Annotated in this window: 26 protein-coding genes and 1 tRNA gene; 12 read left to right on the forward strand and 15 right to left on the reverse strand. The window is 31.3% G+C overall.

Annotation, left to right across the window (positions count from 1 at the left end; translation table 11 throughout):
* Positions 1-8 precede the first annotated feature (8 nt).
* Genes fabI through gap form a run of 4 tightly spaced genes read right to left on the reverse strand, consistent with a single transcriptional unit; the run spans position 9 to position 3,727 of the window.
* On the reverse strand, positions 9-830 hold the full coding sequence (fabI, locus tag Q0J35_RS07420) for an enoyl-ACP reductase FabI (RefSeq protein WP_297195025.1): 822 nt from the start codon (positions 828-830) through the stop codon (positions 9-11).
* Positions 827-1,510, reverse strand: a complete 684-nt coding sequence (locus tag Q0J35_RS07425; RefSeq protein WP_297195027.1) for a triose-phosphate isomerase — start codon at positions 1,508-1,510, stop codon at positions 827-829. Before Q0J35_RS07425 ends, fabI begins: the two co-directional genes overlap by 4 nt.
* Entirely contained in the window at positions 1,507-2,715 is a 1,209-nt protein-coding gene (locus Q0J35_RS07430; protein WP_297195029.1) for a phosphoglycerate kinase, read from the reverse strand. The genes Q0J35_RS07425 and Q0J35_RS07430 overlap by 4 nt, the downstream gene beginning before the upstream one ends.
* A 13-nt stretch (positions 2,716-2,728) precedes the next feature.
* Positions 2,729-3,727 carry a type I glyceraldehyde-3-phosphate dehydrogenase gene (gene gap / locus Q0J35_RS07435; RefSeq protein WP_297195032.1) on the reverse strand — a complete coding sequence of 333 codons (999 nt, stop codon included), beginning with the start codon at positions 3,725-3,727 and terminating at the stop codon, positions 2,729-2,731.
* A 59-nt stretch (positions 3,728-3,786) separates the two neighbouring features.
* Between gap and nadD the strand changes: the two genes are divergently transcribed.
* The 3 genes from nadD to Q0J35_RS07450 all read left to right on the forward strand — a co-directional run bounded on the left by nadD (position 3,787) and on the right by Q0J35_RS07450 (position 5,670).
* Positions 3,787-4,338: a nicotinate (nicotinamide) nucleotide adenylyltransferase gene (gene nadD, locus Q0J35_RS07440; RefSeq protein WP_297195035.1), complete on the forward strand. Its 552-nt coding sequence runs from the start codon at positions 3,787-3,789 to the stop codon at positions 4,336-4,338.
* Positions 4,322-4,639: a ribosome silencing factor gene (gene rsfS, locus Q0J35_RS07445; RefSeq protein ID WP_297195079.1), complete on the forward strand. Its 318-nt coding sequence runs from the start codon at positions 4,322-4,324 to the stop codon at positions 4,637-4,639. The genes nadD and rsfS overlap by 17 nt, the downstream gene beginning before the upstream one ends.
* An 86-nt stretch (positions 4,640-4,725) precedes the next feature.
* Positions 4,726-5,670 carry a glycosyl transferase family 90 gene (locus Q0J35_RS07450; RefSeq protein WP_297195037.1) on the forward strand — a complete coding sequence of 315 codons (945 nt, stop codon included), beginning with the start codon at positions 4,726-4,728 and terminating at the stop codon, positions 5,668-5,670.
* Positions 5,671-5,675: 5 nt separating this feature from the next.
* Here Q0J35_RS07450 and Q0J35_RS07455 read toward each other — a convergent pair.
* The 6 genes from Q0J35_RS07455 to thiD form a co-directional block, all read right to left on the reverse strand.
* Positions 5,676-5,765: transfer RNA gene (locus Q0J35_RS07455), tRNA-Ser, on the reverse strand.
* Positions 5,766-5,842: 77 nt separating this feature from the next.
* Entirely contained in the window at positions 5,843-7,222 is a 1,380-nt protein-coding gene (locus Q0J35_RS07460) for a cation:dicarboxylase symporter family transporter (RefSeq protein ID WP_297195039.1), read from the reverse strand.
* 95 nt (positions 7,223-7,317) lie between these two features.
* Positions 7,318-8,115 (reverse strand): outer membrane beta-barrel protein, encoded by a 798-nt coding sequence (locus Q0J35_RS07465; RefSeq protein ID WP_297195041.1) that lies wholly within the window; start codon positions 8,113-8,115, stop codon positions 7,318-7,320.
* 213 nt (positions 8,116-8,328) lie between these two features.
* Positions 8,329-8,880: a hypothetical protein gene (locus Q0J35_RS07470; RefSeq protein WP_297195043.1), complete on the reverse strand. Its 552-nt coding sequence runs from the start codon at positions 8,878-8,880 to the stop codon at positions 8,329-8,331.
* A gap of 125 nt (positions 8,881-9,005) precedes the next feature.
* Positions 9,006-9,653 carry a thiamine phosphate synthase gene (gene thiE, locus Q0J35_RS07475; protein ID WP_297195045.1) on the reverse strand — a complete coding sequence of 216 codons (648 nt, stop codon included), beginning with the start codon at positions 9,651-9,653 and terminating at the stop codon, positions 9,006-9,008.
* Positions 9,654-9,655: 2 nt separating this feature from the next.
* Positions 9,656-10,465, reverse strand: a complete 810-nt coding sequence (gene thiD, locus Q0J35_RS07480; protein WP_297195047.1) for a bifunctional hydroxymethylpyrimidine kinase/phosphomethylpyrimidine kinase — start codon at positions 10,463-10,465, stop codon at positions 9,656-9,658.
* 269 nt (positions 10,466-10,734) lie between these two features.
* On the opposite strand from thiD, the gene Q0J35_RS07485 reads away from it, so the two are divergent.
* Positions 10,735-12,816, forward strand: coding sequence for a TonB-dependent receptor (locus Q0J35_RS07485; protein ID WP_297195049.1), 2,082 nt, complete (start codon positions 10,735-10,737; stop codon positions 12,814-12,816).
* 53 nt (positions 12,817-12,869) lie between these two features.
* Here the strand turns inward: Q0J35_RS07485 and Q0J35_RS07490 are convergent, their stop codons facing one another.
* From Q0J35_RS07490 to Q0J35_RS07505, 4 genes are read right to left on the reverse strand one after another with little or no spacing between them, the layout of a single operon-like run.
* Complete coding sequence (locus Q0J35_RS07490; RefSeq protein WP_297195051.1) at positions 12,870-14,717, reverse strand: primosomal protein N'; 1,848 nt, start codon at positions 14,715-14,717, stop codon at positions 12,870-12,872.
* The gene (locus tag Q0J35_RS07495; protein ID WP_297195054.1) at positions 14,714-15,187 is read right to left on the reverse strand and encodes a type II secretion system protein; all 474 of its coding nucleotides are present in this window, start codon (positions 15,185-15,187) and stop codon (positions 14,714-14,716) included. Before Q0J35_RS07495 ends, Q0J35_RS07490 begins: the two co-directional genes overlap by 4 nt.
* A 7-nt stretch (positions 15,188-15,194) precedes the next feature.
* Positions 15,195-15,440, reverse strand: coding sequence for a hypothetical protein (locus Q0J35_RS07500; RefSeq protein WP_297195056.1), 246 nt, complete (start codon positions 15,438-15,440; stop codon positions 15,195-15,197).
* On the reverse strand, positions 15,430-15,660 hold the full coding sequence (locus Q0J35_RS07505; protein WP_297195058.1) for a hypothetical protein: 231 nt from the start codon (positions 15,658-15,660) through the stop codon (positions 15,430-15,432). The genes Q0J35_RS07500 and Q0J35_RS07505 overlap by 11 nt, the downstream gene beginning before the upstream one ends.
* A gap of 106 nt (positions 15,661-15,766) precedes the next feature.
* Here Q0J35_RS07505 and Q0J35_RS07510 point away from each other — a divergent pair, with 106 nt between their 5' ends.
* From Q0J35_RS07510 to Q0J35_RS07545, 8 genes are all read left to right on the forward strand, one after another.
* Entirely contained in the window at positions 15,767-16,285 is a 519-nt protein-coding gene (locus Q0J35_RS07510) for an adenylyl-sulfate kinase (RefSeq protein WP_297195060.1), read from the forward strand.
* Between the two features lie 54 nt (positions 16,286-16,339).
* On the forward strand, positions 16,340-16,462 hold the full coding sequence (locus Q0J35_RS07515) for a sugar transferase (protein ID WP_297195062.1): 123 nt from the start codon (positions 16,340-16,342) through the stop codon (positions 16,460-16,462).
* Positions 16,463-16,613: 151 nt separating this feature from the next.
* Positions 16,614-18,197, forward strand: coding sequence for a DUF2972 domain-containing protein (locus tag Q0J35_RS07520; protein WP_297195064.1), 1,584 nt, complete (start codon positions 16,614-16,616; stop codon positions 18,195-18,197).
* A complete protein-coding gene (locus Q0J35_RS07525) occupies positions 18,194-19,246 on the forward strand; it encodes a hypothetical protein (RefSeq protein WP_297195066.1) in 1,053 nt (350 codons plus the stop codon). The genes Q0J35_RS07520 and Q0J35_RS07525 overlap by 4 nt, the downstream gene beginning before the upstream one ends.
* Complete coding sequence (locus tag Q0J35_RS07530; protein ID WP_297195069.1) at positions 19,246-20,202, forward strand: pyruvate kinase; 957 nt, start codon at positions 19,246-19,248, stop codon at positions 20,200-20,202. Before Q0J35_RS07525 ends, Q0J35_RS07530 begins: the two co-directional genes overlap by 1 nt.
* Positions 20,203-20,211: 9 nt before the next feature.
* Positions 20,212-21,465: a cation:proton antiporter gene (locus Q0J35_RS07535; protein ID WP_273403904.1), complete on the forward strand. Its 1,254-nt coding sequence runs from the start codon at positions 20,212-20,214 to the stop codon at positions 21,463-21,465.
* A 127-nt stretch (positions 21,466-21,592) separates the two neighbouring features.
* Positions 21,593-23,566: an excinuclease ABC subunit UvrB gene (gene uvrB, locus Q0J35_RS07540; protein WP_297195072.1), complete on the forward strand. Its 1,974-nt coding sequence runs from the start codon at positions 21,593-21,595 to the stop codon at positions 23,564-23,566.
* Positions 23,567-23,667: 101 nt separating this feature from the next.
* Positions 23,668-24,204 (forward strand): superoxide dismutase family protein, encoded by a 537-nt coding sequence (locus tag Q0J35_RS07545; RefSeq protein ID WP_297195074.1) that lies wholly within the window; start codon positions 23,668-23,670, stop codon positions 24,202-24,204.
* A 23-nt stretch (positions 24,205-24,227) separates the two neighbouring features.
* On the opposite strand, the gene Q0J35_RS07550 is transcribed toward Q0J35_RS07545, so the two are convergent.
* On the reverse strand, positions 24,228-24,611 hold the full coding sequence (locus Q0J35_RS07550; RefSeq protein WP_297195076.1) for a thioesterase family protein: 384 nt from the start codon (positions 24,609-24,611) through the stop codon (positions 24,228-24,230).
* Between the last annotated feature and the right edge of the window lie 166 nt (positions 24,612-24,777).

Below are 24,777 nucleotides of genomic sequence, written 5' to 3' on the forward strand. Positions count from 1 at the left end.
GGGATAAATTATTTATTTTTATCCCAGCAAAGTATGGTGTTTCCTTCATCATCTTTTGTAACATCGCCCATTCCCATTATATTGTAACCCGCATCAACATAGTGAATTTCGCCTGTTACTCCTTTTGCCAAATCGCTTAAAAGATACATAGCCGAATTTCCAACATCTTCTATGCTTACATTTCTTTTTAGCGGGGAATTTAACTCGTTGTATTTTAGTATCATTCTAAAATCCCCTATACCACTTGCAGCTAAAGTCTTTATAGGTCCTGCTGATATGGCATTTACTCTAATGTCTTTTTCTCCAAGGTCTCTTGCAAGGTATCTAACAGAGCTTTCAAGAGCTGCCTTTGCCACACCCATTACATTGTAGTGAGGAACATATTTTACTCCACCAAGATAGCTTAAGGTAAGTATAGATGAGCCTTTTTTTAGGACTGGCAAAACGGCTCTACTTAATGAAAGCAGTGAATATACTGAAGTTTGCATAGCTATATCAAAGGCTTCTTTTGAAGTTTGTAAGAATGAATTTTCTAAAGCTTCTTTAGGGGCGTAAGCTACGGCATGAACAAGAAAGTCTATATCACCAAAATCTTTTTTTATTTTGTCTGCTAAAGAATTCAAATGCTCCTCGTTATTTACATCTAGTTCATATACAAAATCAGATGAAAAATCTTTTGCTATAGGTCTTACTCTCTTTTCTAATGCTTCATTTAAGTAAGTAAAAGCTAGTTTAGCACCTTGTTCGTGACAAGCTTTAGCTATGCCATAAGCTATCGATTTGTTGTTTGCTACTCCTACTATAAGTCCTTTTTTGTCTTTCATTATCATTTTATATCCTTTTTAAGTAAAGTTATAAATTTTTCCACATCTAAGGAAAAAGAACCAACCAAAACTCCACCACAGTCTTTTATAGAAAAAATTTCATCTATATTTTTATCACTTACGCTTCCTCCATACAACAAAGTAGCCTTTGTTTTTTGTCTTAAAAAAGAAAGCACAGCATCTATATCATCGGCATTAGCACTAAGTCCGGTGCCTATAGAATATATAGGTTCATAAGCTATGATTAAATTTTTGTAATCCAAGTCTATGCTTTTTAGTTGTTTTGCAAGAAAGTCCTTAGTTTTGTTTTCTTTTTTTGTATCAATATTTTCGCCTATGCAAAAAATTATGTTGTAATTATGTTTTTTGGCAAAGTCAAATTTTTGCTTTATTAATTCGTCATTATCGCCTAAAGCCCTTCTTTCTGAATGTCCTATTAAGACGGTTTTTATACCAAATTCATCTAAATGCTCTTTTCCTAACTCTCCCGTAAAAGCTCCATTTACACAAGGATAAAAATTTTGAACTCCTAATGTAAATTTACAAATGCCTTGTGTCAAAGCTATGCTCGGAGGAAATACAAAAACTTCTCTTTTATTTAGGCTTAAAAATTCATTTAGTCTTTCTGCGTAAAGTCTAAATGAGGCTCTAGTATGATTGCACTTTAAATTTGCTGCAAAAATCACTGTTTTATCCTAAGCGGTTTAACTCCGGGCAATTCTTTCCCTTCTATAAGCTCTAAAGAAGCACCTCCACCGGTTGATATAAAGGTCATTTCATCAGCATCACCAGCTCTAGCTACCACATCAGCGGTATCTCCACCACCTATAACTGTCGTAGCGTGGCTTTCTCCTATGTAATGGCTCATCTTTATGCTACCTTTACTAAATTTATCTATTTCAAACACTCCCATAGGTCCATTCCACCATATAGTATGTGCATCAGCTATAGCTTCTTTAAATAATCTCACACTAGCAGGTCCTATATCAAGCCCCATATATCCATTTGGAATTTCTTGGCAGGGAGAAAAATGTATCATAGCATCTTGAGAACAACTTTGTGCAGTTACGACATCAACTGGCAGGTAAATTTTAACGCCTAAATTTTTTCCTTTTATTAGAATTCTATTTGCTTCTTCTATCAAATCTTCCTCTAAAAGAGAATTTCCTATATCAAAACCTAGTGCCTTTAAAAAAGTAAATGCCATACCACCGCCTATTATCAGCTTATCAACCCTTGGTAAAAGATTTGTAAGTGCTTGTAGTTTTCCACTTACTTTAGAACCACCAACTATGGCTACAAAAGGTCTAGCAGGTTTTTTAATCAAATTTTCGGCAAAGGCTATTTCTTTTAAAAGCAAGAATCCAGCCGCCTTTTTATCATCATCAAAAAAATTAGTTATAGCTTCAACGCTAGAATGAGCCCTATGACAAACCCCAAAAGCGTCATTTATATAAATTTCAACCATAGAAGCTAGTTCTTTGGCTAAATTTTCATCATTTTTTGTTTCTCCCTTTTCAAAACGCAAATTTTCAAGCATTAGAATTTCTGTAGGAGCTAAATTTTCAGCCTTTTTCTTTGCGTCTTCTCCTACAACATCTTTTGCCATTAGCACTTCTTTTTTAAGAAGTCTTGCAAGTCTTTTTGCTACCGGTTCTAAAGAGTATTTCGAGCTTATTTCTTTTGGTCTGCCAAGATGAGAGGCTAGTATTACAGCACAACCGTTATCCAAACAGTATCTTATAGTAGGTATAGCAGAGCGAATTCTCCTATCATCTGTTATGTTTAAAAATTCATCTTGTGGGACATTAAAATCACATCTTATTAAAACTTTTTTTCCCGCTAAATCTATATCTTTTATAGATATTATCTCATTTTTTTCATCATTCATTGCAGCTTTTCCTTTAATTTTTATCAGCTATATAAACAGCCATATCTACAAGTCTAGATGAGTAGCCCCATTCATTATCATACCAAGCTATAATCTTTACAAAATCATCGCAAATAACTTGGGTTAAATCGCTTGCCACTATCGCACCGTAAGATGAGCCTATAAAATCACTAGAAACTCTTTCATCGTCATCAACAGCTAAAAAGCCCTTTAAATTTGAGTTAGCAGCCTTTCTAAATGCCTCATTTATCTCATCTTTGCTTACTTTTTTTCCAAGCTGTGCGGTTAAATCCACACTAGAAACATCTATAACAGGCACACGCATACTCTGTCCGTGAAGTTTCCCGTCAAGCTCTGGCATAACGAGTTTCATAGCCTTAGCAGCACCGGTTGAAGTAGGGATTATATTTTGAGCTGCTGCACGGCTTCTTCTTTTATCTCTAGCTTTAGCGTCTATTATACTTTGTCCATTTGTATAAGCGTGTATGGTAGTCATTAGTCCTTTTTGAATTTTAAAATTATCCTCTAAAACTCTACAAACAGGACCTAAACAGTTTGTCGTGCAACTTGCATTAGAGATAATTTTTTCGCCTTTATAAAGATGAGAATTCACACCCATAACATAAGTAGGCGTATCATCTTTTGCTGGTGCTGACATAATTACTTTTTTAATGCCTCTATCTATAAAATCTTTGCATTTTTCAAGCCTTAAGTGAGCACCCGTGCATTCTAAAACTATATCTGCACCACAAGATGCAAAATCAAGCTCTTTTACATCTCTACTTTTAAAAACCTTTATCTTTTTTTTATTTATCAGCAAATCGTCTCCATCGCTATCTACATCGCCCTTAAAGATACCATGCACAGTATCATACTTAAAAAGATATTTTGTAAGATCTATATCTGTAGTATCGTTTATAGCCACAAGCTCTACATCATCTCTTTGTAAGATGATTCTTGCTACGCACCTTCCAATGCGACCAAAGCCATTTATTGCGATTTTTAAAGCCATTTTTTTTCCTTTTGAAAATAAATATTGAAATTCTACAAAAAAAAGGTTAAAATTCCGCTATGAAAATTGCACTTTTTGGCGGAAGTTTTGATCCGCCTCATAACGGACATAATGCCATTGTTAAAACCGCTTTAAAAGAGCTTGATATTGATAAAATCATCATTATACCAACTTTTATAAGTCCTTTTAAAATTTCATTTAAAGCTGATGAAAACAAAAGATTTGAATGGGTAAAGATAATTTGGGGAAATTTAGAAAAGGTAGAAATTTCAGACTACGAGCTTTTACAAAAAAGACCTGTGCCGAGTATAGAAACTGTTGAGTTTTTAGAGAAAAAATACAAGTGCGACAAAATCTATTTTATAATAGGAGCCGATCATTTAGAAAAATTAAGCTCTTGGCATAGATATGATGAGCTTTGCAAAAAAGTTGAATTTGTGGTTGCAAGAAGAGGGGATATAAAGATACCAAATGAGTTTAAAATTTTAGATATAAATGTAGATATTTCATCTAGTTTTATAAGGGAAAAGCTTTATATGAAGGCGGTTGATGAGCATATAAAAGATGATGTTTTAAGATCTTATTCTAAGGATAATAATGAAAAGAGTTGAAAAAATAGTGAAAATTTTGGAGGATAAAAAGGCTGAAAATATAGAAATTTTAGATATGAGAGATAGTGAATACTTTGTTTCTTTTGTGGTTTTAGCTACTACTTTAGCACAAAAGCACGCAGCTTCTTTAATAGATGAGCTTAAAACAAAGCTAAAAGCAGATAATGAAAGCTTTTTAAATATAGAAAGCAGCGATGAATGGACTGTGCTTGATTTAGGAGATGTGCTTATACACCTTTTAAGTGAGGAATACAGAGAATTTTATGACTTAGAAAGCTTTTTAAAGAGCTTGAAAAAATGATTATCGATTTAAGGAGAAAGTAATGATAGGTAAAATTTTTACGGGGGGGGGGCTTTGAGAATAAGCTTATTTATAATATAAAGGGCTTGTATTATAAAAATTTTAAGAAAAACAACTTAGAAAAACTTTTATCTAAATTACTTTTAAAATATGATGATAAAATAGATGAGATAAAACAAAGACTTGATTATTACTGCGATTTTAAAGAGCTTCCTAAAACTTACAATAACACCTACTATAAAGACGGCGGCTCAGTGTATTGGTTCGATTTTTATAAATATTTTAGGTATTTTGATAAGAGCTTGAAATACAATCTGGAATTTGGCGATGTAAATTACGAGGCAAAAGAGCCCTCCTTTGCAAAAAGCAGGCCTGTAAAGATAGAAAAAAGTAATAATATTTTATTAAAACTTGAAGCAAGAAGGCATTTTAGATTTTTAAGCAAAGATTTCTTAAGCTCTGTGCCAAGATATGAGGATAAGCTAGATAAGGTATTTTTTAGGGGAGGGTGCTATCAAATTCATAGACGTGAATTTATGAGAAAGCATTTTGGCAAGACCTTTTTAAACGCAGCACATATAGGGCATAAAAATTCTTTGAAAGATAAGGAGCTTAAAGCTTGGGCTACAAATAAAAAAGCTTCCTTAAAAGAACATTTAAATTATAAGCTTATATTAAGTCTTGAGGGAAACGATGTGGCTAGTAACTTAAAATGGCTAATGAGTTCAAATTCACTAGCAATAATGCCAAAGCCAAAATTTGAAACTTGGTTTATGGAGGGAAAATTAAAAGAAAATTTTCATTATCTTCTTATCAAAGATGATCATAGCGACTTTGAGGAGAGAGTGAGCTTCATCTTAGAAAATACAGAGTTAGCAAAAGAAATCATAGCGAACGCAAATTTATACTGTGAGAAATTCAAAGATGAAAAGCTTGAAACGCTTTTAAATTTGCTAGTTTTAAGGAAATTCTTTTATCTAAGCGGACAAATTGATGTGAGCAAGACAGAAAGATTTTTATTTGAAGCATAAAGCTGTGGCGGACAGAGAGGGATTTGAACCCTCGAGACCCGTTAAGATCTGCACCCTTAGCAGGGGTGTGGTTTCAGCCACTCACCCATCTGTCCTAAAAGGTGTAATTATAAAAAAAAATACTTAAGATTTAGCTTAAGATAGAATTACTAGCCCTTTAAGCTAGTAATTTTTAGCTATTATATACTTTTTTATCTAGGGCATTTAAATTTTTTGCCGTGCAAATCGCTGAAGTCATAGCACCAGAAACATTGCTAGCTGTTCTTGCCATATCTATGATAGGATCTATGGCTAGTATAAGGCTTAACATCATAAAATTATCCCCAAAACCAAGTCCTGCTAGCATTATGGAAGCAGCCATTGTAGCGCTTCCGGGCACTCCAGCTATACCAAAAGAGCCAACAACTGCTATAAGTATTATCATCAAGGCAAAAGAAAGGCTAAAATCCATACCAAGAGCAAAGCACACAAAAACAGCCGCCATAGCAGGAAAATATCCAGCACAGCCATTAAGCCCCGTTGTAGTGCCTATGGAGGCTACAAAATTTGCTATGGCAGAGCTTACACCAAGTCTTTTTTCTAAGGTTGAAACCGTCATAGGTAAGGTTCCTAAAGAAGACCTTGAGCTAAAAGCAAAAAGCCATACACTAAAAGCTTTTTGAGCGTATTTTAGTGGATTTAGTCCTTGAGAAAGAAGTAGTAAAAAATGCACCAAAAACATCACAAACATAGCAACATAAGTAAGTATGATAAAAAGAGCTGCAGTTTTGATAGCTTCAAAACCATTGCTAAGCACGACATTAGCCATCATACAAACGACAGCATAAGGCATAAATTTTATAACAGCCTTAGTCATATTCATCATTATAGAGTAAATGCTAAGCACTAAATTTTCAAAGCTTTTAAAGGCGGTTTTAAAATCCTCTTGTTTTGAAATTTGCTTCGCGCAAAGTCCTAGTAAAAAGGCAAAAACAACAATGGCTATTATATTTTCTTTACTCATCGCTAGTATTATATTGCTAGGGATTAAATTTAAGATTATGCTTGATAGGCTTTGAATTTCTCTTAACTCTTTTTCCCCGCTAATTTCACTAAAAGCACTTCCAAGCGAAAAGGTATAAGCTAGTAAAATTCCAACTAAAGCCGCTATTGCTGTGCTAAATAGTATCCAAAAAAGGCTAAGACTTAGCAAAGAGCTTATTTTGATATTCTTATCTATTTGTATGATAACCTTTACTATACATACGCTTACAAGAGGTATTACAAGCATTTTGATAAAGGCTACAAAGACAGAGCTAAAAAATGAAAAATAATGCCTAGCTTCGTTAAACCAAACTATATCATTTTCTTTTTGTGGAAAATTTGCTAAAAATTGTAAAAAAATTCCAAAAGCAAGTCCTACTATAAGTGCTATAAACATTCTAAGTGAGAAAGAAAATTTAAAATCTTTCATTTTTTTAAGCATGTAAAATATAACAAATAAGACAAGCAAAACGAAAAAGCTTTGCAAACTAGAAAGCATTATAAAATTTTTAAAAAATTCTTCATTCATAATCCATCCTTTTTTTGATAGATTATACAGTAATAAGGATTAATTTAAGATAAAAGAAGTATGATTTATCTTAAGCTTTTTGCTTAAGATAAATTTTAGAAATTATACACATAGCTTATATAAGCTACCATAGGTCTTTTCATCTCTGTTGTGGTGTTATTTACAACTACATTTGCACCAGGAAATATTTGATTTGCTGCATTTTGCATCAAAGATGAGGTTCCGTGTCCTTCAAAAATTTTAGGTTCAAACATATAAAATCTAGCACCTATTTCTATGCCGTGATTCTTAGCTATGACGCCTCTAAGACCTACATTTAAGATAGTTTGAAAATTTACATAAGTTTCGCCCGGACCTTCTTTTGGCTTATATCTTTTGCCATTTGCTATCCAAGTTTCACCACCTATAGCTACACCAGCATACACACCAAAGCTATCAGAGCCTTTATCCATAAAATTATAAAGGGCATCTACACCTATGCCGTATTCTAAAACACTGTTATAATAGGTGTTTTGAGTGGTAGTAAAGATAGAGTCTTGTTGCATAATCCCTACGCCTCCATTATAAGAGACATTTTTCATAGAACTATATCCCCAGCCAAAATATACATATTTTCTATAGCCAAAATTATCGGTAAAAAAAGTTTTGTCCCCAAATTTTAACATAAGATTTTTCATTGTATTATTAGCTGTGATATCACCTTTGATTGGCATGTTCATAGTCCCACCACCTGGAGGCATAGGTATAGATATAGTAGCAGTTACATCAAGATCTTGCTTAAATTTAGCCTCTCCTCCACCAAATTCGGCAGCTAAATACAGCCCATCTTCTTCAGCTAGTGCATAAGTGCTTACAAGAGCTACACAAGCAAGTGAGCTTAAAAATTTTTTCATACAATAAATCCTTTCTAAATTTGTTTTAGATTTGATTATATCGTTTTTTTTTTTTTGTGAGATTTTTTTTAACTTTTTTTTGAGAGTTAATAGCTAAAAGCAAGTAAAATAGTGCTTTTAAAATGGTAACACTTATTACAAAAAATTAAGCATAAATTTAACAGTTTTTAAACAAAAATTACAAATTATCAAGCCCTTAAAGCTTGATAATTTTTATAAACTCATATAAGCTAGGATCATAGTTGCTAAAAAGCCTAAAACTACAGTTAAAATTTGTGGCTTTCTGTCCTTTTTTATAGCTATTAAAGTTATCATAAGACCTGAAAAATAAAGCACAAGCAAGGTAAGCCCAAAACCTATGGAAAGGATTGAAAAATACCACTTTGCTTTATCTTTATGCAGCATTATCATATCTCCAAGAAAAGATCTTGTGCTTGTAGTTATGCTAAGTTCTTCATCATTTATCTTTTTTAAGCTTACGCTATAATGAACTCCACCAAGTGCAAAACTCCCGTCTTTTGTCTTTAAAATTTCATCGCTTGGTAATTTTAAATTTCTTTCTTTTAAAAAATTTAGCATAAAATCTCTTTCAAGCCCTTGTTCTATTTTTGCTTTTACTGTGTATGTTTGCTCTTTTATACCTACATCTTGGTCAGCCCCTAATATATAAGCTATGCCTGTTATAGAAAATAAAAGTGCTAAGGGTAGGAAAAACAAAGATATGTATATGTGAATTTGTCTAAAAAGTTTGTTTTTGTTTATCATTTTGTATCCTTTTTGATTATTAATTTAATAAGTTTATTGTATATAAAATTAGTAAATTTTAATATATAAATTTTTAATTTTTTGATAAATATTTTTTGTATATTTTGATAATAGAGTAAATAAAATTAATTTATAGGTGTTTTAATGAAAGTTTGCAATTCTTTTTTTATCTTGATGCAGGTTTTATAAGGATTTTTGCTTTGCATAATAGCAGATGAAAAGGCTAGGGCGTCTGTTTGTATGTCTTTAAAGTCTTTTATTTTATCCTCGTTTATACCACCTATGGCTACTGTTTTTAGCTTATACTTTTCATTTTTTATGTGCTTGCATAAATTTTTAAAGCTATCAAGCCCTATAACAGAGCTATCTTTTGTATGGCTTTTATATATAGCACCGCAACCAACATAGTAAGCACCGTTTTTATATGCCTCATCGATTTGCTCTTTCGTCTTTGTGCTAAGTCCTATAATCTTTTTCTTGCTTAAAATTTTTCTAGCCTCTTTAAGAGGTAAATCATCTTGCCCTAAATGCACCCCGTAAGCGTCTATAGCCAAAGCTATGTCTAGCCTGTCATTTATGATTAAAGGTATTTTTTTCTCATCGCAAAGTCTTTTTAAGCTTAATGCCAAATCATAAAATTCTTTAGCACTAAGCTCTTTTTCTCTAAGTTGCACGGTTGTTACCCCGCCTCTTATAGCTTCTTTTACTATGTTTAAAAAGGTTTGAGTGCTAAAATTTCCTTTACTAGCCACTAGATAAAAACTTAAATTCAAACTTAGTCTTTCAAAAAGTAAAAATGATTAGTAGGACCACAACCCTTGCCAAGATCTAGCGAATTTAAAATGGCATTATAAACATAATCTTTTGCTTCTTTAACAGCCTCATAAAGTTTTTTACCCTTTGCTAAATTTGAAGCTATCGCAGAAGATAAAGTGCAGCCCGTGCCGTGTGTGTTTTTTGTATCTATTTTTTGTGATTCTAATATAAAAATTTCTTTTCCATCGTATAAAATATCGCTTGCGTCTTCTTCTCTGTGTCCGCCTTTTAGTAAAACAGCCTTAGCTCCAAGCTTTTTAAGCTCTTTTGCAGCCTTTATCATATCATCTTTGCTTTTTATAGAAAAGCCGCAAAGATACTGGGCTTCTGGTATGTTTGGTGTTAAAACATCGGCAAACTGTAGCATAGTTTTTTTAAAGAATTCGCAGTTTCTAAGCGGCATTAAAGCAAAGCCGTTTTTAGCAAACATAACAGGGTCTAAGACTATATTTTTAGCTTTGTAGCTTTGCAAATTTTTAGCAACACAGCTCATCAAGGCTTTTGAGGGCAGCATTCCTATCTTTACAGCTTTAGGGACAATGTCCTCAAATACAGACAAAAATTGCTCATCTACAAGTTTGCAAGGCATATTATGAGCGGATATAACTCTTTTTGTATTTTCAGCCACGACACAGATTATAACAGACATACCAAATAAATTATGAGCGCTAAAAGTCTTTAAATCAGCTTGTATGCCAGCACCTCCACTACAATCACTTCCTGCTATTGTTAGGATAGGAATTTTTGTTTGTGTATTTGCTTTTTGCATTTTTTTCCTTAATTTAAAATGACTTATTTTATCTTTTTTTTATCAATGAAAATAAAATTATTATTTTTTTAGAAAAAAGATATTTATATAATTTAATTTTAAGAATCTATATCATTTATATGATAAATTTTTTAGTAAAATTTATCTTTTAAATTCTTGAAAAATAGAATATTTGCTATAAATTTTGTTATATAAAAAGTAAAGAAAATTTTAAGCTTAATTTTGTATAATTATGATATTTATTATCTTAATTAATAAAGGATTCATTTATGAGTAATTTTAAGCATAAGATAAAGCTATCTTTTTTTGCATCGGCTTTTTTACTCTCTAACTGTGTATTAGCAGATGAGATAGACGAAAGCCACGATTTGGGTGAAACTGTTATATCGGCAAGTGGATATGAACAAGAGATAAAACAAGCTCCTGCTAGCATATCTATCATAACTTCAGATGAAATTATGAATAGACCTATAAGAGATTTGGGTGATATAGTGCAAGAGGTTCCGGGAGTTTCTACCTCTGTATCTAAAACAGGCTCACAAAATATTCAAATGAGAGGTTTAAGCTCATCATACACTCTTATACTTGTTGATGGAAAAAGAGTGAATATGTCTAAGGGTTTTGATGGTAATGGTTTTGACGCAACATCTGGCTTTTTGCCTCCTCCAAGTATGATAGAAAGGGTTGAGGTTATAAGAGGACCTGCTTCATTAATATATGGAAGTGACGCTATGGGCGGTGTTATAAATATCATAACTAAAAAACAAGCAGACAAAGCAACTGGTAGTATAGGCATAGAAACAAGACTTCAAGAAAGTGCAAATTGGGGTAATATTTATGGGCTTCATTTTAACACCTTTGCCCCGCTTGATGAGCAGCTTTCTATAAATTTTAGAGGTAAATATAATTTTGGCGAGGCAAATCATTTTTACAGAAGTGATTATGGTGCACCACCTTCGGCAAACGGCAATCCATATACTTCTCATAGTCCAACAGGTTTTAAAAATTATTCGTTTGGTTATAGGTTAAATTATAAATTTGATGACGCAAATAATTTCTATTTTGATGTAGACTATGCCTTTCAAAGATTCGGTTCTTTGAATACTTCAGGGCGTTCTGTGACATCTGTTAGGGATCATAATAGATGGCAGTTTGTTTTAAACCACGACGGAAATTATGATTTTGGTATAGTAAATAATTATTTTCAGTATTTTAATAGCAACCGTGTGCCCCATACAGATGTTCCAATAGGTGGCAATACAGGAAAACCTAGTAGAGTAGGGCTTGTGGAAAACCAATTTTTTGCTTATGGCACAACATTTAAGACAAATTTTGAATTTTCAGATACTTCTTCATTAATACTTAATATGGGACCATATTTTTCTTGGGAAAAATTAATGAATAGAAGTGATGGAATAGACCCTGATATGTATCAAGTGGCGGTTTTTGGAGAAGCTGAGTATTTTTTAAACGAATATTTTTCAACAACAGCTGGACTTAGGGTAAATCAAGTTCAAACTTATGGAACAAATTTATCGCCTAGGCTTTATTTTAATCTTTATCCTACGGAGTGGCTTACTTTTAAAGCAGGAGTTGCAAATGGTTTTCAAGCACCAAATTTAACTGCTCGTTTTGATGATGAATCTGTAACTACAAGCGAAATTACTTATGGTAATCCAGACTTAAAACCGGAAACTACTTGGAACTATGAAGTAGGCACTATACTAGAAACGCCTTTGGCTAATTTTTCAGTAACAGGTTTTTATACAGACTTTAAAGACGCTATAAAAACTAATTCTTATACTAATGGTGCTACTGTGCCAGGACACGGAATGTGTAATAATGCTTCTTGTGTTACCTACTCAAATGTAGATTCTGCAAAGTCTGCTGGTGTGGAACTTGGCATAAAATCAAAGCCTTTATTCACAAGCTTCATACCAAGAGGCATATTTTTAGACATAAATTACGCCTTTACAGAAACAGAACAGCTTTCAGGTGCTAACAAAGGCAAGCCTTTAAATGATATACCAAGACATAATGCTTCGGCTAAGCTTTCTTATAAGGGACAAAGTTTTGATACTTATTTAAGATGGGTAGGGAAAATGAAAACTACGACTGCAAATACCCACAGAGCATCTGCTTCATCTGGTCCATACTTTGAAGATACTCATGTAGTAGATTTAGGAGCTAACTATACCTTTAAAAATGGCATAACAGTAGGTGCTATGATAAACAATCTTTTTAATACAAATTTTACAAGTTATGAATTAGTGAATACTACTTTAAACCAAAGATATCAAAGAATACTACCAAGTAGGAATTATTGGCTTACTGTAAGAGCGGATTTTTAAAAGCTTTAAAGATGTCTTAAAAAAGGCATCTTTAAAGTAAATAAAGCTTTAATTTAAGAAAAATCAACAGGATCCATATCAATGCTTACGTTGTTAAAATTTAAAGCATATTTTGCAGCTTTTATAAGCTTTGTGTGCGAATTTGATTTAAGTAGTATATAAAACCTAAAATTTGCATTTAGCATAGCTATAGCACAAGCTCCATAGCCTATAATTTCTATATCTTGTATCTTTTTATACTCTTTAGCTAGTTTTTCACACAAAATAAAGCCATTTTTTTCATCTTTATCCTCTATTAAAATCCTCAAAAGTCTAGTAAATGGGGGATAAAGCTCCTTTCTAGCTTCTAGCTCATCTTTTAAAAAAGCGTCATAATCATTAATGTATCTTTGAAAAAAAACCTTGTTTTTGCTTTGTAATAAAACTCTTGCTTTACCTTTTCTCCCAGCTCTTCCGGCTACTTGCATAGCAAGGGCTAGACTTTCTTCTAAGGCTTTATAATCTGGTCTAAAAAGGTATTCATCAAGCCCTAAAATAACGCTTAAATCAACATCGTGATAATCGTGTCCTTTAGCAAGCATAGAGGTTCCGACAAGTATGTCTATATCATTTTTGTTAAAATCTCTTAAAACAGAATTTAGCTTTGAAAAAGAGCTTATCTCATCGCTATCAAATTTAACGATTTTAGCATTAAAATCTTTAAGCTCTTTTTCTAGCATTTCGCATAGTTCTGCTGTGCCCATTTTTCTAGCTTCTAGCATACTGTCCGCACAATTTGGACAAAGCTTATCTATTTCCTTTGTAAAGCCGCAGTAATGGCATTTTAAGGCATTTTTCTTTTTATGCATAGATAAGGCTATAGAACAAAAAGGGCATTTTATGGTATTTCCACAGGATTTGCATAGAATTTGCCTAAAATTTGCTCTAGTAGGTAGAAAAACTATAACTTGTTTTTTGTTTCTCAAACTTGTTCTAATCTCTCTTAAGACCGTGCTTGATAGGCTTAATTCGCTTTCATCATAGATAAATTCTTTTTCGCTTTTAAAAAAAGATCCTTTTATCCTAAAGGATTTTTGTTTATAAAAGCTAGTTAAACTAGGAGTTGCAGAACCTAAAAGTATTTTTATATTTTCTTTTTGTCCCAAAAATACCGCTAAATCTCTAGCGTTAAATTTTGGTATGTTATTTGCCTTGTAGGAGTTGTCGTGTTCTTCATCTACTATTATAAGTCCTAGTTTTGTAAATGGTAAAAAAAGAGCAGATCTAGCACCAGCTACCAACATAACCTCTGAATTTTTTAACTTTTCTAAATTTTCTTGTTTCTTTTTCTTGCTTATCTTTGAATGCCAAATAAAAAATTTATCCTCAAAATATACTTCTAGCCTTTTTTGCATTTGTGGGCTTAAGGAAATTTCAGGCATTAAGAGCAATACTTGTTCTCCATTTTCTATATATTCTTTTAAAAGACTTATGTAAATTTCAGTTTTTCCGCTCCCTGTATCTGCAAAAAGTAGGCTTGTTTTTTGTTGTTTTATAAATTCTAGAGCTTCTTTTTGTTTTTCATTTAATATAGGCATTTGTTTTTCTATCAAGATCTTTTTACAAGTATAATCCTCTAAGCACTCAAAACTTCCCAATATAAAAGAAAGCTTACAGTTATAATAATAGCTTATAAAAGAGGCTAGTTCAAACTGAGTCTTGCTTAGTTTAGCCCCAGTTTTTGCTTTTATAGCCTTTGTTTTGAATTCTGGTTTTTCACATTCTTCTAAAACTATTGCTTTTAAATCTTTTTTGTTTTGTAAGTCTAATAAAACCTCACTTAAAATTTCTATCTTTTCTTTGCTTTCGTATATTAACTCATCTACAAATCGTCCTTTTATGGCTACTTTATAGTATCTCATAAAAGCTCTTTGCACAAGTCTTTATCCAAGCAATTAAAACTCGTGTTATTAGGGTCGTATTCGAAGTCTATGTATTTTTTAGGATTTAAAAAAAAGCGGTATTTTGTGCTTGAAATTTTTATCCAAGCTTTTTTGCTAGAATATATAGGTTGAGAAAGAAGGCTGATAAAACAGCAGTTTGTGCTATTCGTGCAAGAATTTATACTTTTAGAAGAGCAATAAAAAAGTTTTTCATTTTCCAAATTTATTAAGGCATCATCTAGGATATGTATTTTTTGATTTATATTTTTTATGATTCTTTCATTTTCCGCATAAGCTAAAGCACTTTGTATATTTGTAAAATCAGCTTTTAGTCTTAATAATTTCGCATCGTCTTTAAAATTTGTAAAATATGGCAAAGAAATCCCTACGATAATACTTATAACAAGCATTACAAATATAAGCTCTAAAAGAGAAAAAGCTTTTTTCATTATTTTCTTACTTTAGGGGTAGTTCTTCGTTTATGGTTTTTACTAGCTTTTTTATTTCTTTTTGAAGTATGTAGTTTTCATAGCTTTTTTTTACAAAGGAGTCTACGAATTGCTTTAGTTCTATCTTTTTAGTTCCATTTGAGATGAGGTCAATATCAGTTTCTAAATACTTAGCAAAATCCCCTCCACATTTTACTATAAAGTCTTTTGCTGAGACATTTATAATTACTTGCTTAAGTCCATCACTTGCCAAGCACAGCCTCTATCTTTTTAGTTATATCTTCGCTTACTAGATTTTTGCTCTTAAGTTCTTCTTCTAAACGTAGAATTTCGTTATTTTTAGCTTCATTTTGTGCCTTAACACTTACTAATTCATTTCTTAAATTTTCATTTGTTTCGCAAAGCTCATTATATCTTTCTAATAGCTCATTTACTTTATCTGTCAAAGTATTTATAATCTTATCATCATACATAAATTTTTACCTTTGTAAAATTTTTTTCAACATTATAACAAAAAAACTTAAAAATTTAAGGTGTTTTTTATATAATTTCATACTTAAAATTCTCAAGGAAAATTTTATGGTTGATTTTAAAAACGGTGCAGTGATATGGTTTACAGGTTTAGCTGGTAGTGGCAAAAGCCATATAGCCTCATATTTGTATGAGAGTTTAAAGCAAAGATATAAAAATGTTTTATACTTAGATGGCGATGAATTTAGGGAAATTTTGGGGAATTTCTCTTACGATAAGCAGGGTCGCTTAGAGCTATCTTTTAAAAGGGCTGTTTTTGCAAATTTTCTTAGTAAACAAGGTATGATTGTGATTGTGAGTGCTATTTCTATGTGGAATGAAATTTATGAATACAACCGCAATAACATAAATAATTATTTTGAAATTTATGTTAAGTGTGATTTTGATGAGCTGATAAAAAGAGATAAAAAACATCTTTATAGCAGAGCTTTAAATAAAGAGCTTACAAATGTGGTTGGCGTAGATATAGATTTTGACGAGCCAAAGGCTGATTTGGTGCTTGATAATACTAATTTCATATCTCTTGACAAAGAACTAGATGGTATTATCAAGAAAATTGGGCTTTGATTTTGTTTTTTTTTTTTTTGTATAATTAATCTTTTGAAATTTTAAGGAGATTTTATGAATGTAAATAGTGCTGTTGATAGAGTAAAAAATTCTCTTTCTTACAAGCTAGGAGAGGCTATGATAGCCTACGATAAACGGGGGGGGGGGGTTATACTCTTTACTTACAAAACTATATAGCTTAAAAAAAGAGCATAGAAAAAAAACAAAAATCTACAAAGATATAATCCAAGTTTTTCCAAGTTTAAAATACCCAGCCTTAGAAAAATGTGCCGATTACAAAGCGTCTTTAAGGTGTAAATTTCATCTTTCTTATCTCTTAGGACAAGCCTTGATAAGAGCTGATAAGGAGAAATTTAGTGGAGGGTATTTAAGGCTTTTTTCTTATATAAAAGAAGCTAAAGAAATTTTTAGACATCTTTCTTTTTTAAAAGAATTTGATATAAATCTTGATCCTTTGTTTGAAAATTTAGCTTCTCTTTCAGATGAGCAAAGACAAATTTTAAAAAAAGAATACTTAGTTGTAAAAGATATTTTTGAAAGACATAAAGACTATAAAGAAATTTTAGAAAATATACTTAGAAATTTTGGGTATTTTTTAGATAATTTTAAAAGTATAGAGGCTTGGTTAAAATCAGATGAATTTTATGAAAATTTTAAAAATAAAAAGCATCCTTACCCAAGTTTGCTTAACCCAAAAGAAATAAATTATGATGATATAAGTGCTGAACTTGCCTTTTCTTTATATCTACCTTTACAGCCTGATAGGTGTAATTTTGTGTGGTTTTGTAGAAATTCTACAGGACTTGGAGCAATAAGTAGTTTTTTTAATCATATGAAAGTTGATTTTAAACCGCCTTATGCTTATTGGGATGTAAAAAGCTGGTATGTATTTTTATATGAAGATAAAAATAGAATCATATCAGTTGAAATTGGCTTGATGTATATTTTATATCATTTTATACCAAAAGATATAAAATTATTTTGTGTATATAGGGATCCAATATCTTATATAAAACATATGATAAATCACGTTGATTGGAAAATAATACCAGGTAAAAAAATAATAAATCTAAGAACAAATCTTAAAAGTGAAAACTTATTTTCAAAATCAAAAAATGTAACTACAAAAACTTTTACTCCTTGCGTTAGCTCTTTAGAGCATCCCTGGGTGCTTGATTATATGTTGAATTTTCATAAGGCTATGGATGTATTAGATTCTAAAAATAAAGAAGTATATATGCTGGAATTTGAGGATATAAATTTTCAAAACGCTTTTGATACTTTCACTAAACTAGCTTATAAATTTGGATTTAATCCACCTAGCAATAAGGAGTTATTTCAACACAGGGTTAATAGATCTAATGGAGATTTATTTACTTTGCCTGTTACTTTTGTAGCGCACAAAAGTGATTTGGATTATATATACGATGAAAATAAAGAAGATCATAAGGAAAATGAAAGTTCATTTAATATGTTGGGTGGATTTAAGATTCTTATCACAACATATCAATTTACACCAGAAAGAGATAAATTTTTAGATATCACAAAGGAAATTTTTGCTGATAGAGAACTTATGTTTAAAAACTTAATTTTGCTTATAAAAAGAGATAAATATAAAGCTTTTAAAAGGAATGAAAGGCTTTTCTTAGCTAGCAAACAATATATAAATTCCTATGTAAGCGTTATGGAAAAATACGAACAAGAGATTAATGACAAGTTAATCACAGAAGAAGATATTTTAGAATATCTAAGAGACTACAAAGATCTTAGAAATAAATATAAAACTTTGATAGAAGAAGATTTAAGGTATGTCAAAAAATACCACCCAGAATACATACAAAAATGGAAATACTACCAAGAATTTTTAAAACTTTGTGAGAAAGATGAGCTTGAAACAAAGGATGAAAATTGATACATATAAGTGCTGAAAATTTTTTGGATTTAAGATATTTAGCAAGTGGAGTTTTTTATCCGATTGATTCTTTTATGTCTTATGATGAGTATGTTTGCGTAGTAAAGGATATGAGGCTTTTAAATAAAGCAATTTTTTCTCTTCCAATAAGCTTAGAGGTTGAGCATTTAAACTACGATATAGGCTCTAAACAAGATCTTTATTATGATGATACTTTGGTTGGTTTTATCAGCATTAGCGATAAATTTAAGATAAAAAAAGAGCATATTTTTGAACTTTATCAAAGCAAAGACGAAAAGCATCCGGGTATCATAAAAGAAAATTTAAAATCCCCTTACAGGGTAGCCGGTAGCATAGAGATAAAAGAAGAATTTTTAAAAGGAAGTCTTTATAAAAATTTTTTACAAGATTATTTTAAAAAGATAAATAAAAATGTAAAAACTATAGCTGGTTTTCAGACTAGAAACCCCATACACAAAGCACACGAACACTTGCAAAGAGTAGCCTTAGAGCTTTGTGATGCTCTTTTTATAAATCCTCTTGTTGGCTGGAAAAAAGAAGGGGACTTTAGCGAAAATGCCGTGATGAAGGCTTATGAGTTTATGTTAGAGGAATTTTATCCTAAAAATAGAGTTGTTTTAAGGGGGCTTCAAACAGCTATGCGTTACGCAGGTCCTAAGGAAGCTGTTTTTCACGCTATATTAAGACGAAATATAGGCTGCTCTCACTTTATCGTAGGCAGGGATCACGCTGGTGTTGGGACTTACTATGGAAATTATGAGGCTCAGGATTTAGCAAAAGCTGTGGAAAAAGATTTGGGTATAAGTATATTAGCATTAAAAGAGCCTTATTACTGCAAAAAATGCAATGAACTCGTGAGTGAGAAAACTTGCTCGCATAAAGAAAGTGAAAAAATTTACATCAGTGGAACAAAGATAAGACAGGCTTTAAAAAACGATGAGCTTCCAAGTGAATTTATGATGAGAAAAGAAATTTCAAACGTGATACTTTCTTTAGGAAAAGACAATATTTTTATAAAGGAAAATTAATGCAAAATTTTATATTAACAGTTGGACCTAGCTTAGGCTCTAAAATAAATTTACAAGAATTACACCAAGATAATTTTATATATAGGATAAACGGCGCACACGGAAGCTTAGATGATATAAAAAACACAGTGATAAAATTAAGAAAACAGGTAAAAAATATAGAAATTTTAATAGACTTGCCGGGCAATAAAATAAGAACCTCTAATATCAAAGAGCCAATAAAACTGCAAAAAAATGAGGATTTTAGCATAGGGATTGAAAATTTTAATTTTAAAGATTTTTATAAGCTACTTAAGCCCGGTATGCAAGTTTATGCAAATGATAGCACCTTTTTGTTTATAGTTAAAGAGATAAATGATAAAGAGATAGTTTTTAATTCAAAGAGTAGTGGCTATTTATTAAACAATAAGGGTATGCATATTAGAAATTTGCATAAAGACATACCTTTTTTATTTGAAAAAGATAAGGAGCTGATAAAGCTATGTAATGATTTTGAAGTGAGCTTTGTCGGGGCTTCTTTTGTTAGAAAAAAGGAGGATATAAAGGAAATTAAATCCTTGCTAAATAAAGATATTAAGATAATTTCAAAGATAGAAACTGTAGATGCTGTAAATAATCTATATGAAATTCTAAAAGAAGTTAAGTATATACTCATAGATAGAGGAGATTTATCCACAGAGATAGGTATAGAAAAAATTCCAAGATTTCAAAAACACATAATACAAATGGCACATCATAACGGAGTTAATGTATTTTTAGCTACTCAAATACTTAAAAATATGGAAGAAAAACCAATACCAACAATAGCTGAAATAGATGATTTGTATCACATAGCTAAAAGCGGAGTTTTTGGCATACAGCTATCAGAGGAAAGTGCAATAGGAAGCTATGTAAAAGAGTGCATTGATATTTTAAATTTAATTCAAAAAGAAATTAATTCTGAAAAGATTATTTAAGGAGTTTTTATGAAATTTGATACTTTAAGCCCTGAAAATTTAAGTGCTGTATTTTTTGCCACAGGAATTTTGCTTTTATGTGCTTTTGTTTTTGGAAAAATTTTTGTATGGTTAAAATCTCCAAAGGTTATAGGTGAAATTTTTGGAGGTTTTATTTTAGGTTCTAGTGGGCTTTATCTTTTGTTTCCGGATTTTATCAGCTCTACTTTTAATGCTTTTGCAGAGCAGGGCAAGGTGCTAAATGTTTTTTATCAATTAGGACTTATATTTTTAATGTTTGTAGCTGGTTTTAACACTCAAATAAGCTTTGCCAAGGATAATATAAAAATTATTTCAGCACTTTTTATAGGAGCTACCTTTATACCGGCTTTTGCAGGGTATTTTTTTATAGATTATTTTAAGGAAAGTTTTATAGGTGAAAATGGAAATGATTTATCTTTTTCTTTAGTTTTTTTAATAGCTATTGCCGTAACTTCCATACCTGTTATATCTAAGATATTTTTTGATATAGGGATTATAAAAAGTAGATTTGCTAGTATAGTTTTAACCACTTCTACTATACAAGATTTGTTTTTATGGATCTTGCTTAATGTAGCTATAAACGCCTCTTCAAATAAAGATATTTCTATTTTAGATAATCTAACAACAGCTTTTATCACGGTAGCCTTATTTGTGTTTATTAAAATCATAGCTAATTTTTTAAGAAATATAAGAATGTCTATGAATGGGACGGATTTTCTTACTATCTCTTTTGTTTTATTGTTTTTATCGATAGCATTTTTTAATACCTTGCATATAAATCCTATGTATACTTCTTTTTTAATAGGCTTTCTTATAAAAAATGTTTTATACAAACATAAAGATTTGCAAGAAAAAATGAATGCCATTTCTGACTTTTCTTTTTCTTATTTCATACCGGTTTATTTTGCTTTGATTGGCATACAGCTTAATATCATACACGAATTTTCTTTTTATATGTTTGTTTTATTTTTATTTCTTGCTTGTTTTTTAGAATTCTTTGGCTCTTACATAGCCTTACTTTTTTTAAAGCTTTCTAATACAACAAGAATAAATTTTGCCGTAACTATGAATGCAAGAGGAGGTCCGGGCATAGTTTTAGCAAGTGTAGCTTTTTATTATAAAATCGTTAATGTAAGCTTTTTTACAACCTTGATATTAGTTACTCTTATTTCATCTATGCTTGCTGGATATTGGTTAAGGTATCAAAAAAATAAAAATGAAGAAATATTTACAAAATTTTAAAATCATAAAAATATCATTTTTCAAGTAATGCAAGGTTTAAATTCATTTTAAGCCCTGCATTAAATTTTATCTTTTAAGCTAAGAAATATCATAGTTAGGCTAATATTATTCTTTTTAAAGAGGATTTATGTTTAGTTTAAAAAGTGAGTTTTCTCCTAGTTTTGACCAGCAAAATGCCATAGATAAGATAGTAAAAAGTATAAAAAAAGGTAATAAATACCAAACTTTATTAGGAGTAACCGGTAGCGGAAAAACCTTTACTATGGCAAATGTTATACAAAGCTTAGCTATGCCAACCTTAGTAATGTCGCACAACAAAAGTCTTTGTGCCCAGCTTTACAGCGAATTTAAAGGATTTTTTCCAAGTGATTATGTGGAGTATTTTATCTCATATTATGATTACTATCAGCCAGAAGCTTATATACCAAGAACAGATGTTTTTATAGAAAAGGATAGCTCCGTAAATGAGGACTTAGAAAGGCTTAGACTAAGTGCAACGGCTTCTTTGTTAAGCTATGATAATGTTGTTTGCATAGCCTCCGTGTCGGCAAATTATGGCTTAGGAAATCCAAATGAGTATGTTGGTATGGTTTTAATCTTTGAGCTTGGTATGCAAATTTCACAAAAAGAGCTTTTAAAAAAACTTGTGGATATGGGTTATAAAAGAAATGATGCTTATTTTGATAGGGCTGATTTTAGGGTGAGTGGAGATATTGTGGATATTTTCCCCGCTTATTATGAAGATGAGGTGATAAGGCTTGAGTTTTTTGGCGATGAGCTTGAAAAGATGTATCATTACAATATTTTTGAAAATAAAAAGATAAAGGATTTAAAAAGATTTATACTTTATCCAACTAGCCAATTTAGCGTGGGAGAAACAAGGCTTAAACAGGCTATTAAGGACATAAAAGAGGAACTAGCTGCTAGACTAGTTTATTTTGAAAATGAAAATAAACTTGTAGAGTATCAAAGGCTAAAGCAAAGGGTTGAATTTGATATAGAAATGCTTGAAAGCACGGGTATGTGTAAAGGTATAGAAAACTACGCAAGGCATTTAACGGGCTTAAAAGAGGGTCAAACGCCTTACACTATGTTTGATTATTTTGCTATAAATGATAGAAAATTTCTTGTAATAGTCGATGAAAGCCATGTTTCTTTACCGCAGTTTAGGGGTATGTTTGCTGGAGATAGAAGTAGAAAGCAGACCTTGGTTGATTATGGTTTTCGCTTACCTAGTGCTCTTGATAACCGCCCTTTGATGTTTGATGAGTTTATAAATAAAAATTGTCAATTTCTTTTTGTTTCCGCAACCCCAGCACAAATAGAACTTGAGCTTAGCAAAGAAAATGTATTTGAGCAAATTATGCGTCCAACGGGACTTCTTGACCCTCTTATAGAGCTTAAAAAACTTGATAATCAAGTTGAGGTTTTATTTGATGAGGCGAAAAAGGTTATAGCTAGAAACGAAAGAGTTTTAGTAACAGTGCTTACTAAAAAAATGGCTGAGGAGCTTAGCAAATACTACATAGAAATGGGCATAAGGGTAAAGTATATGCACTCAGACATTGACGCTGTGGAAAGAAACGAGCTGATAAGAGGACTTAGGAGTGGTGCTTTTGATATGTTAATAGGCATAAATTTGTTAAGAGAGGGGCTTGATTTGCCAGAAGTTTCTTTAATAGCCATAATGGACGCTGATAAAGAGGGTTTTTTAAGAAGCACGACAAGCCTTATACAAACTATGGGTAGGGCTGCTAGAAATGTAAATGGCAAGGTTTTGCTTTTTGCAAATAAAATAACAAAATCTATGCAAGAAGCTATCGATATAACAAATAAAAGAAGAGAGCTTCAAATGGCTTACAACAAAAAGCACAATATCACTCCAAAATCTGTAAAAAGAAATCTAGAAGATAGCCTTAAAAATGAGGTAAATGAGGCTGAAATTTATAGAAAAAGTAAAAAACTTGAAAAAATGCCAGCAAGTGAAAGAGCAAAGCTAGTAAAAGAGCTTAGAAAACAAATGCTTGAGGCTGCAAAGATGCTTGAATTTGAAAAGGCAGCCGCTTTAAGAGATGAGATAAACAAACTTAGGACTTTATAATTTTGTATCTTTGTGATATTAAAAAATATTTTTTTCTTAAATCAAACAAATATTAAATAAAAATATATTAAAATTATGCAAATTTAACACAAAGGATATTTATGAAAAAAATACTATTAGCTTCATTTTTATGTGCTTGTGTGGCTTTTTCAAATGAAATTTTTGACCCTAAATCAGTAAAAGGGCATTTAGTTATAAAAATGCAAATTTTAGGTGAAAAAAATAAAAATGCAGGTGAAGTAGTCGCTGTTGAAACTCCATATGGAGTGGCTTTTTTCCCAAATTTAAAGCTTGATGTCTCAAATGCTGGCGTGCATGGTTTTCATATACACGAAAATCCAGATTGCGGCTCTACTAAAGATGGTTTGGGCTTAAAAGCAGGCGGACACTATGATCCAGATGGAACTAAAAGACACTCGTTTGCTTGGGACGATAAGGGACACAAAGGCGACTTACCAGCACTTTATATAGACAAAGATGGCAAAGCACTTTATCCAGTTTTAGCACCTAAGATAAAAAAACTTAGCGAGATAAAGAAACGTTCTTTAATGGTTCATGTTGGAGGAGATAATCATCACGATATACCTGCTGTCCTTGGCGGAGGCGGTGCTAGAATGGTGTGCGGAATTATAAAATAAATCACAATCTTAGCCTAAACTGGCTAAGATTGACTAAAAAAATTCATAAAGGCTTCTTTTATATCCTTGCTCATAGCACTTGCTTTTTCATCTTTTACATAAACTAGGCTAAAATCCCCACTAAAAATTTTCTCATCGCTTCTAAAAATTTCTTGTCTTATCAAAACGGAGGCGTTTTTTATCTGCATTAATTGATTTTTAACTTCAAGCATATCTCCAAGTTTTGCTGGTTTTAAAAAACTACAACTTACTTTAGCTAATAAAAAATGTCCTTTGTTTTTATCGAAAATTTCAGGCATTTTATCAAAAAAAAGCTCGGATCTAGCTCTTTCACAAAATTTAAGATAATTACTATGATACACTACCCCTCCAGCGTCTGTATCTTCATAATAAACCCTTATTTTCAAGCCTTATCCTTTAGTTTTATCTTAATTTTTATTATTTTTTATTTTCCTAAACTAACTTAAACTTTATCATTTTTTTAAAAAGTCTTTTAGCTTTAGACTTTCCCAAACTCCCTCTTTATCCTACGCACATCTTTCATAAATCTTAGATATTTCAATGCCCCCCCCC

Origin of the sequence: uncultured Campylobacter sp. (assembly GCF_944323605.1) — a bacterium.
Classification (GTDB): Bacteria; Campylobacterota; Campylobacteria; order Campylobacterales; family Campylobacteraceae; genus Campylobacter_D.

Coding starts and splice junctions, on each gene's coding strand:
- fabI (WP_297195025.1), bottom strand. CDS start 830: ATGATAATGAAAGACAAAAAAGGACTTATAGTAGGAGTAGCAAACAAC.
- Q0J35_RS07430 (WP_297195029.1), bottom strand. CDS start 2,715: ATGAATGATGAAAAAAATGAGATAATATCTATAAAAGATATAGATTTA.
- gap (WP_297195032.1), bottom strand. CDS start 3,727: ATGGCTTTAAAAATCGCAATAAATGGCTTTGGTCGCATTGGAAGGTGC.
- nadD (WP_297195035.1), top strand. CDS start 3,787: ATGAAAATTGCACTTTTTGGCGGAAGTTTTGATCCGCCTCATAACGGA.
- Q0J35_RS07460 (WP_297195039.1), bottom strand. CDS start 7,222: ATGAATGAAGAATTTTTTAAAAATTTTATAATGCTTTCTAGTTTGCAA.
- Q0J35_RS07465 (WP_297195041.1), bottom strand. CDS start 8,115: ATGAAAAAATTTTTAAGCTCACTTGCTTGTGTAGCTCTTGTAAGCACT.
- Q0J35_RS07470 (WP_297195043.1), bottom strand. CDS start 8,880: ATGATAAACAAAAACAAACTTTTTAGACAAATTCACATATACATATCT.
- thiD (WP_297195047.1), bottom strand. CDS start 10,465: ATGCAAAAAGCAAATACACAAACAAAAATTCCTATCCTAACAATAGCA.
- Q0J35_RS07485 (WP_297195049.1), top strand. CDS start 10,735: ATGAGTAATTTTAAGCATAAGATAAAGCTATCTTTTTTTGCATCGGCT.
- Q0J35_RS07490 (WP_297195051.1), bottom strand. CDS start 14,717: ATGAGATACTATAAAGTAGCCATAAAAGGACGATTTGTAGATGAGTTA.
- Q0J35_RS07495 (WP_297195054.1), bottom strand. CDS start 15,187: ATGAAAAAAGCTTTTTCTCTTTTAGAGCTTATATTTGTAATGCTTGTT.
- Q0J35_RS07505 (WP_297195058.1), bottom strand. CDS start 15,660: ATGTATGATGATAAGATTATAAATACTTTGACAGATAAAGTAAATGAG.
- Q0J35_RS07510 (WP_297195060.1), top strand. CDS start 15,767: ATGGTTGATTTTAAAAACGGTGCAGTGATATGGTTTACAGGTTTAGCT.
- Q0J35_RS07515 (WP_297195062.1), top strand. CDS start 16,340: ATGAATGTAAATAGTGCTGTTGATAGAGTAAAAAATTCTCTTTCTTAC.
- Q0J35_RS07530 (WP_297195069.1), top strand. CDS start 19,246: ATGCAAAATTTTATATTAACAGTTGGACCTAGCTTAGGCTCTAAAATA.
- Q0J35_RS07535 (WP_273403904.1), top strand. CDS start 20,212: ATGAAATTTGATACTTTAAGCCCTGAAAATTTAAGTGCTGTATTTTTT.
- uvrB (WP_297195072.1), top strand. CDS start 21,593: ATGTTTAGTTTAAAAAGTGAGTTTTCTCCTAGTTTTGACCAGCAAAAT.
- Q0J35_RS07545 (WP_297195074.1), top strand. CDS start 23,668: ATGAAAAAAATACTATTAGCTTCATTTTTATGTGCTTGTGTGGCTTTT.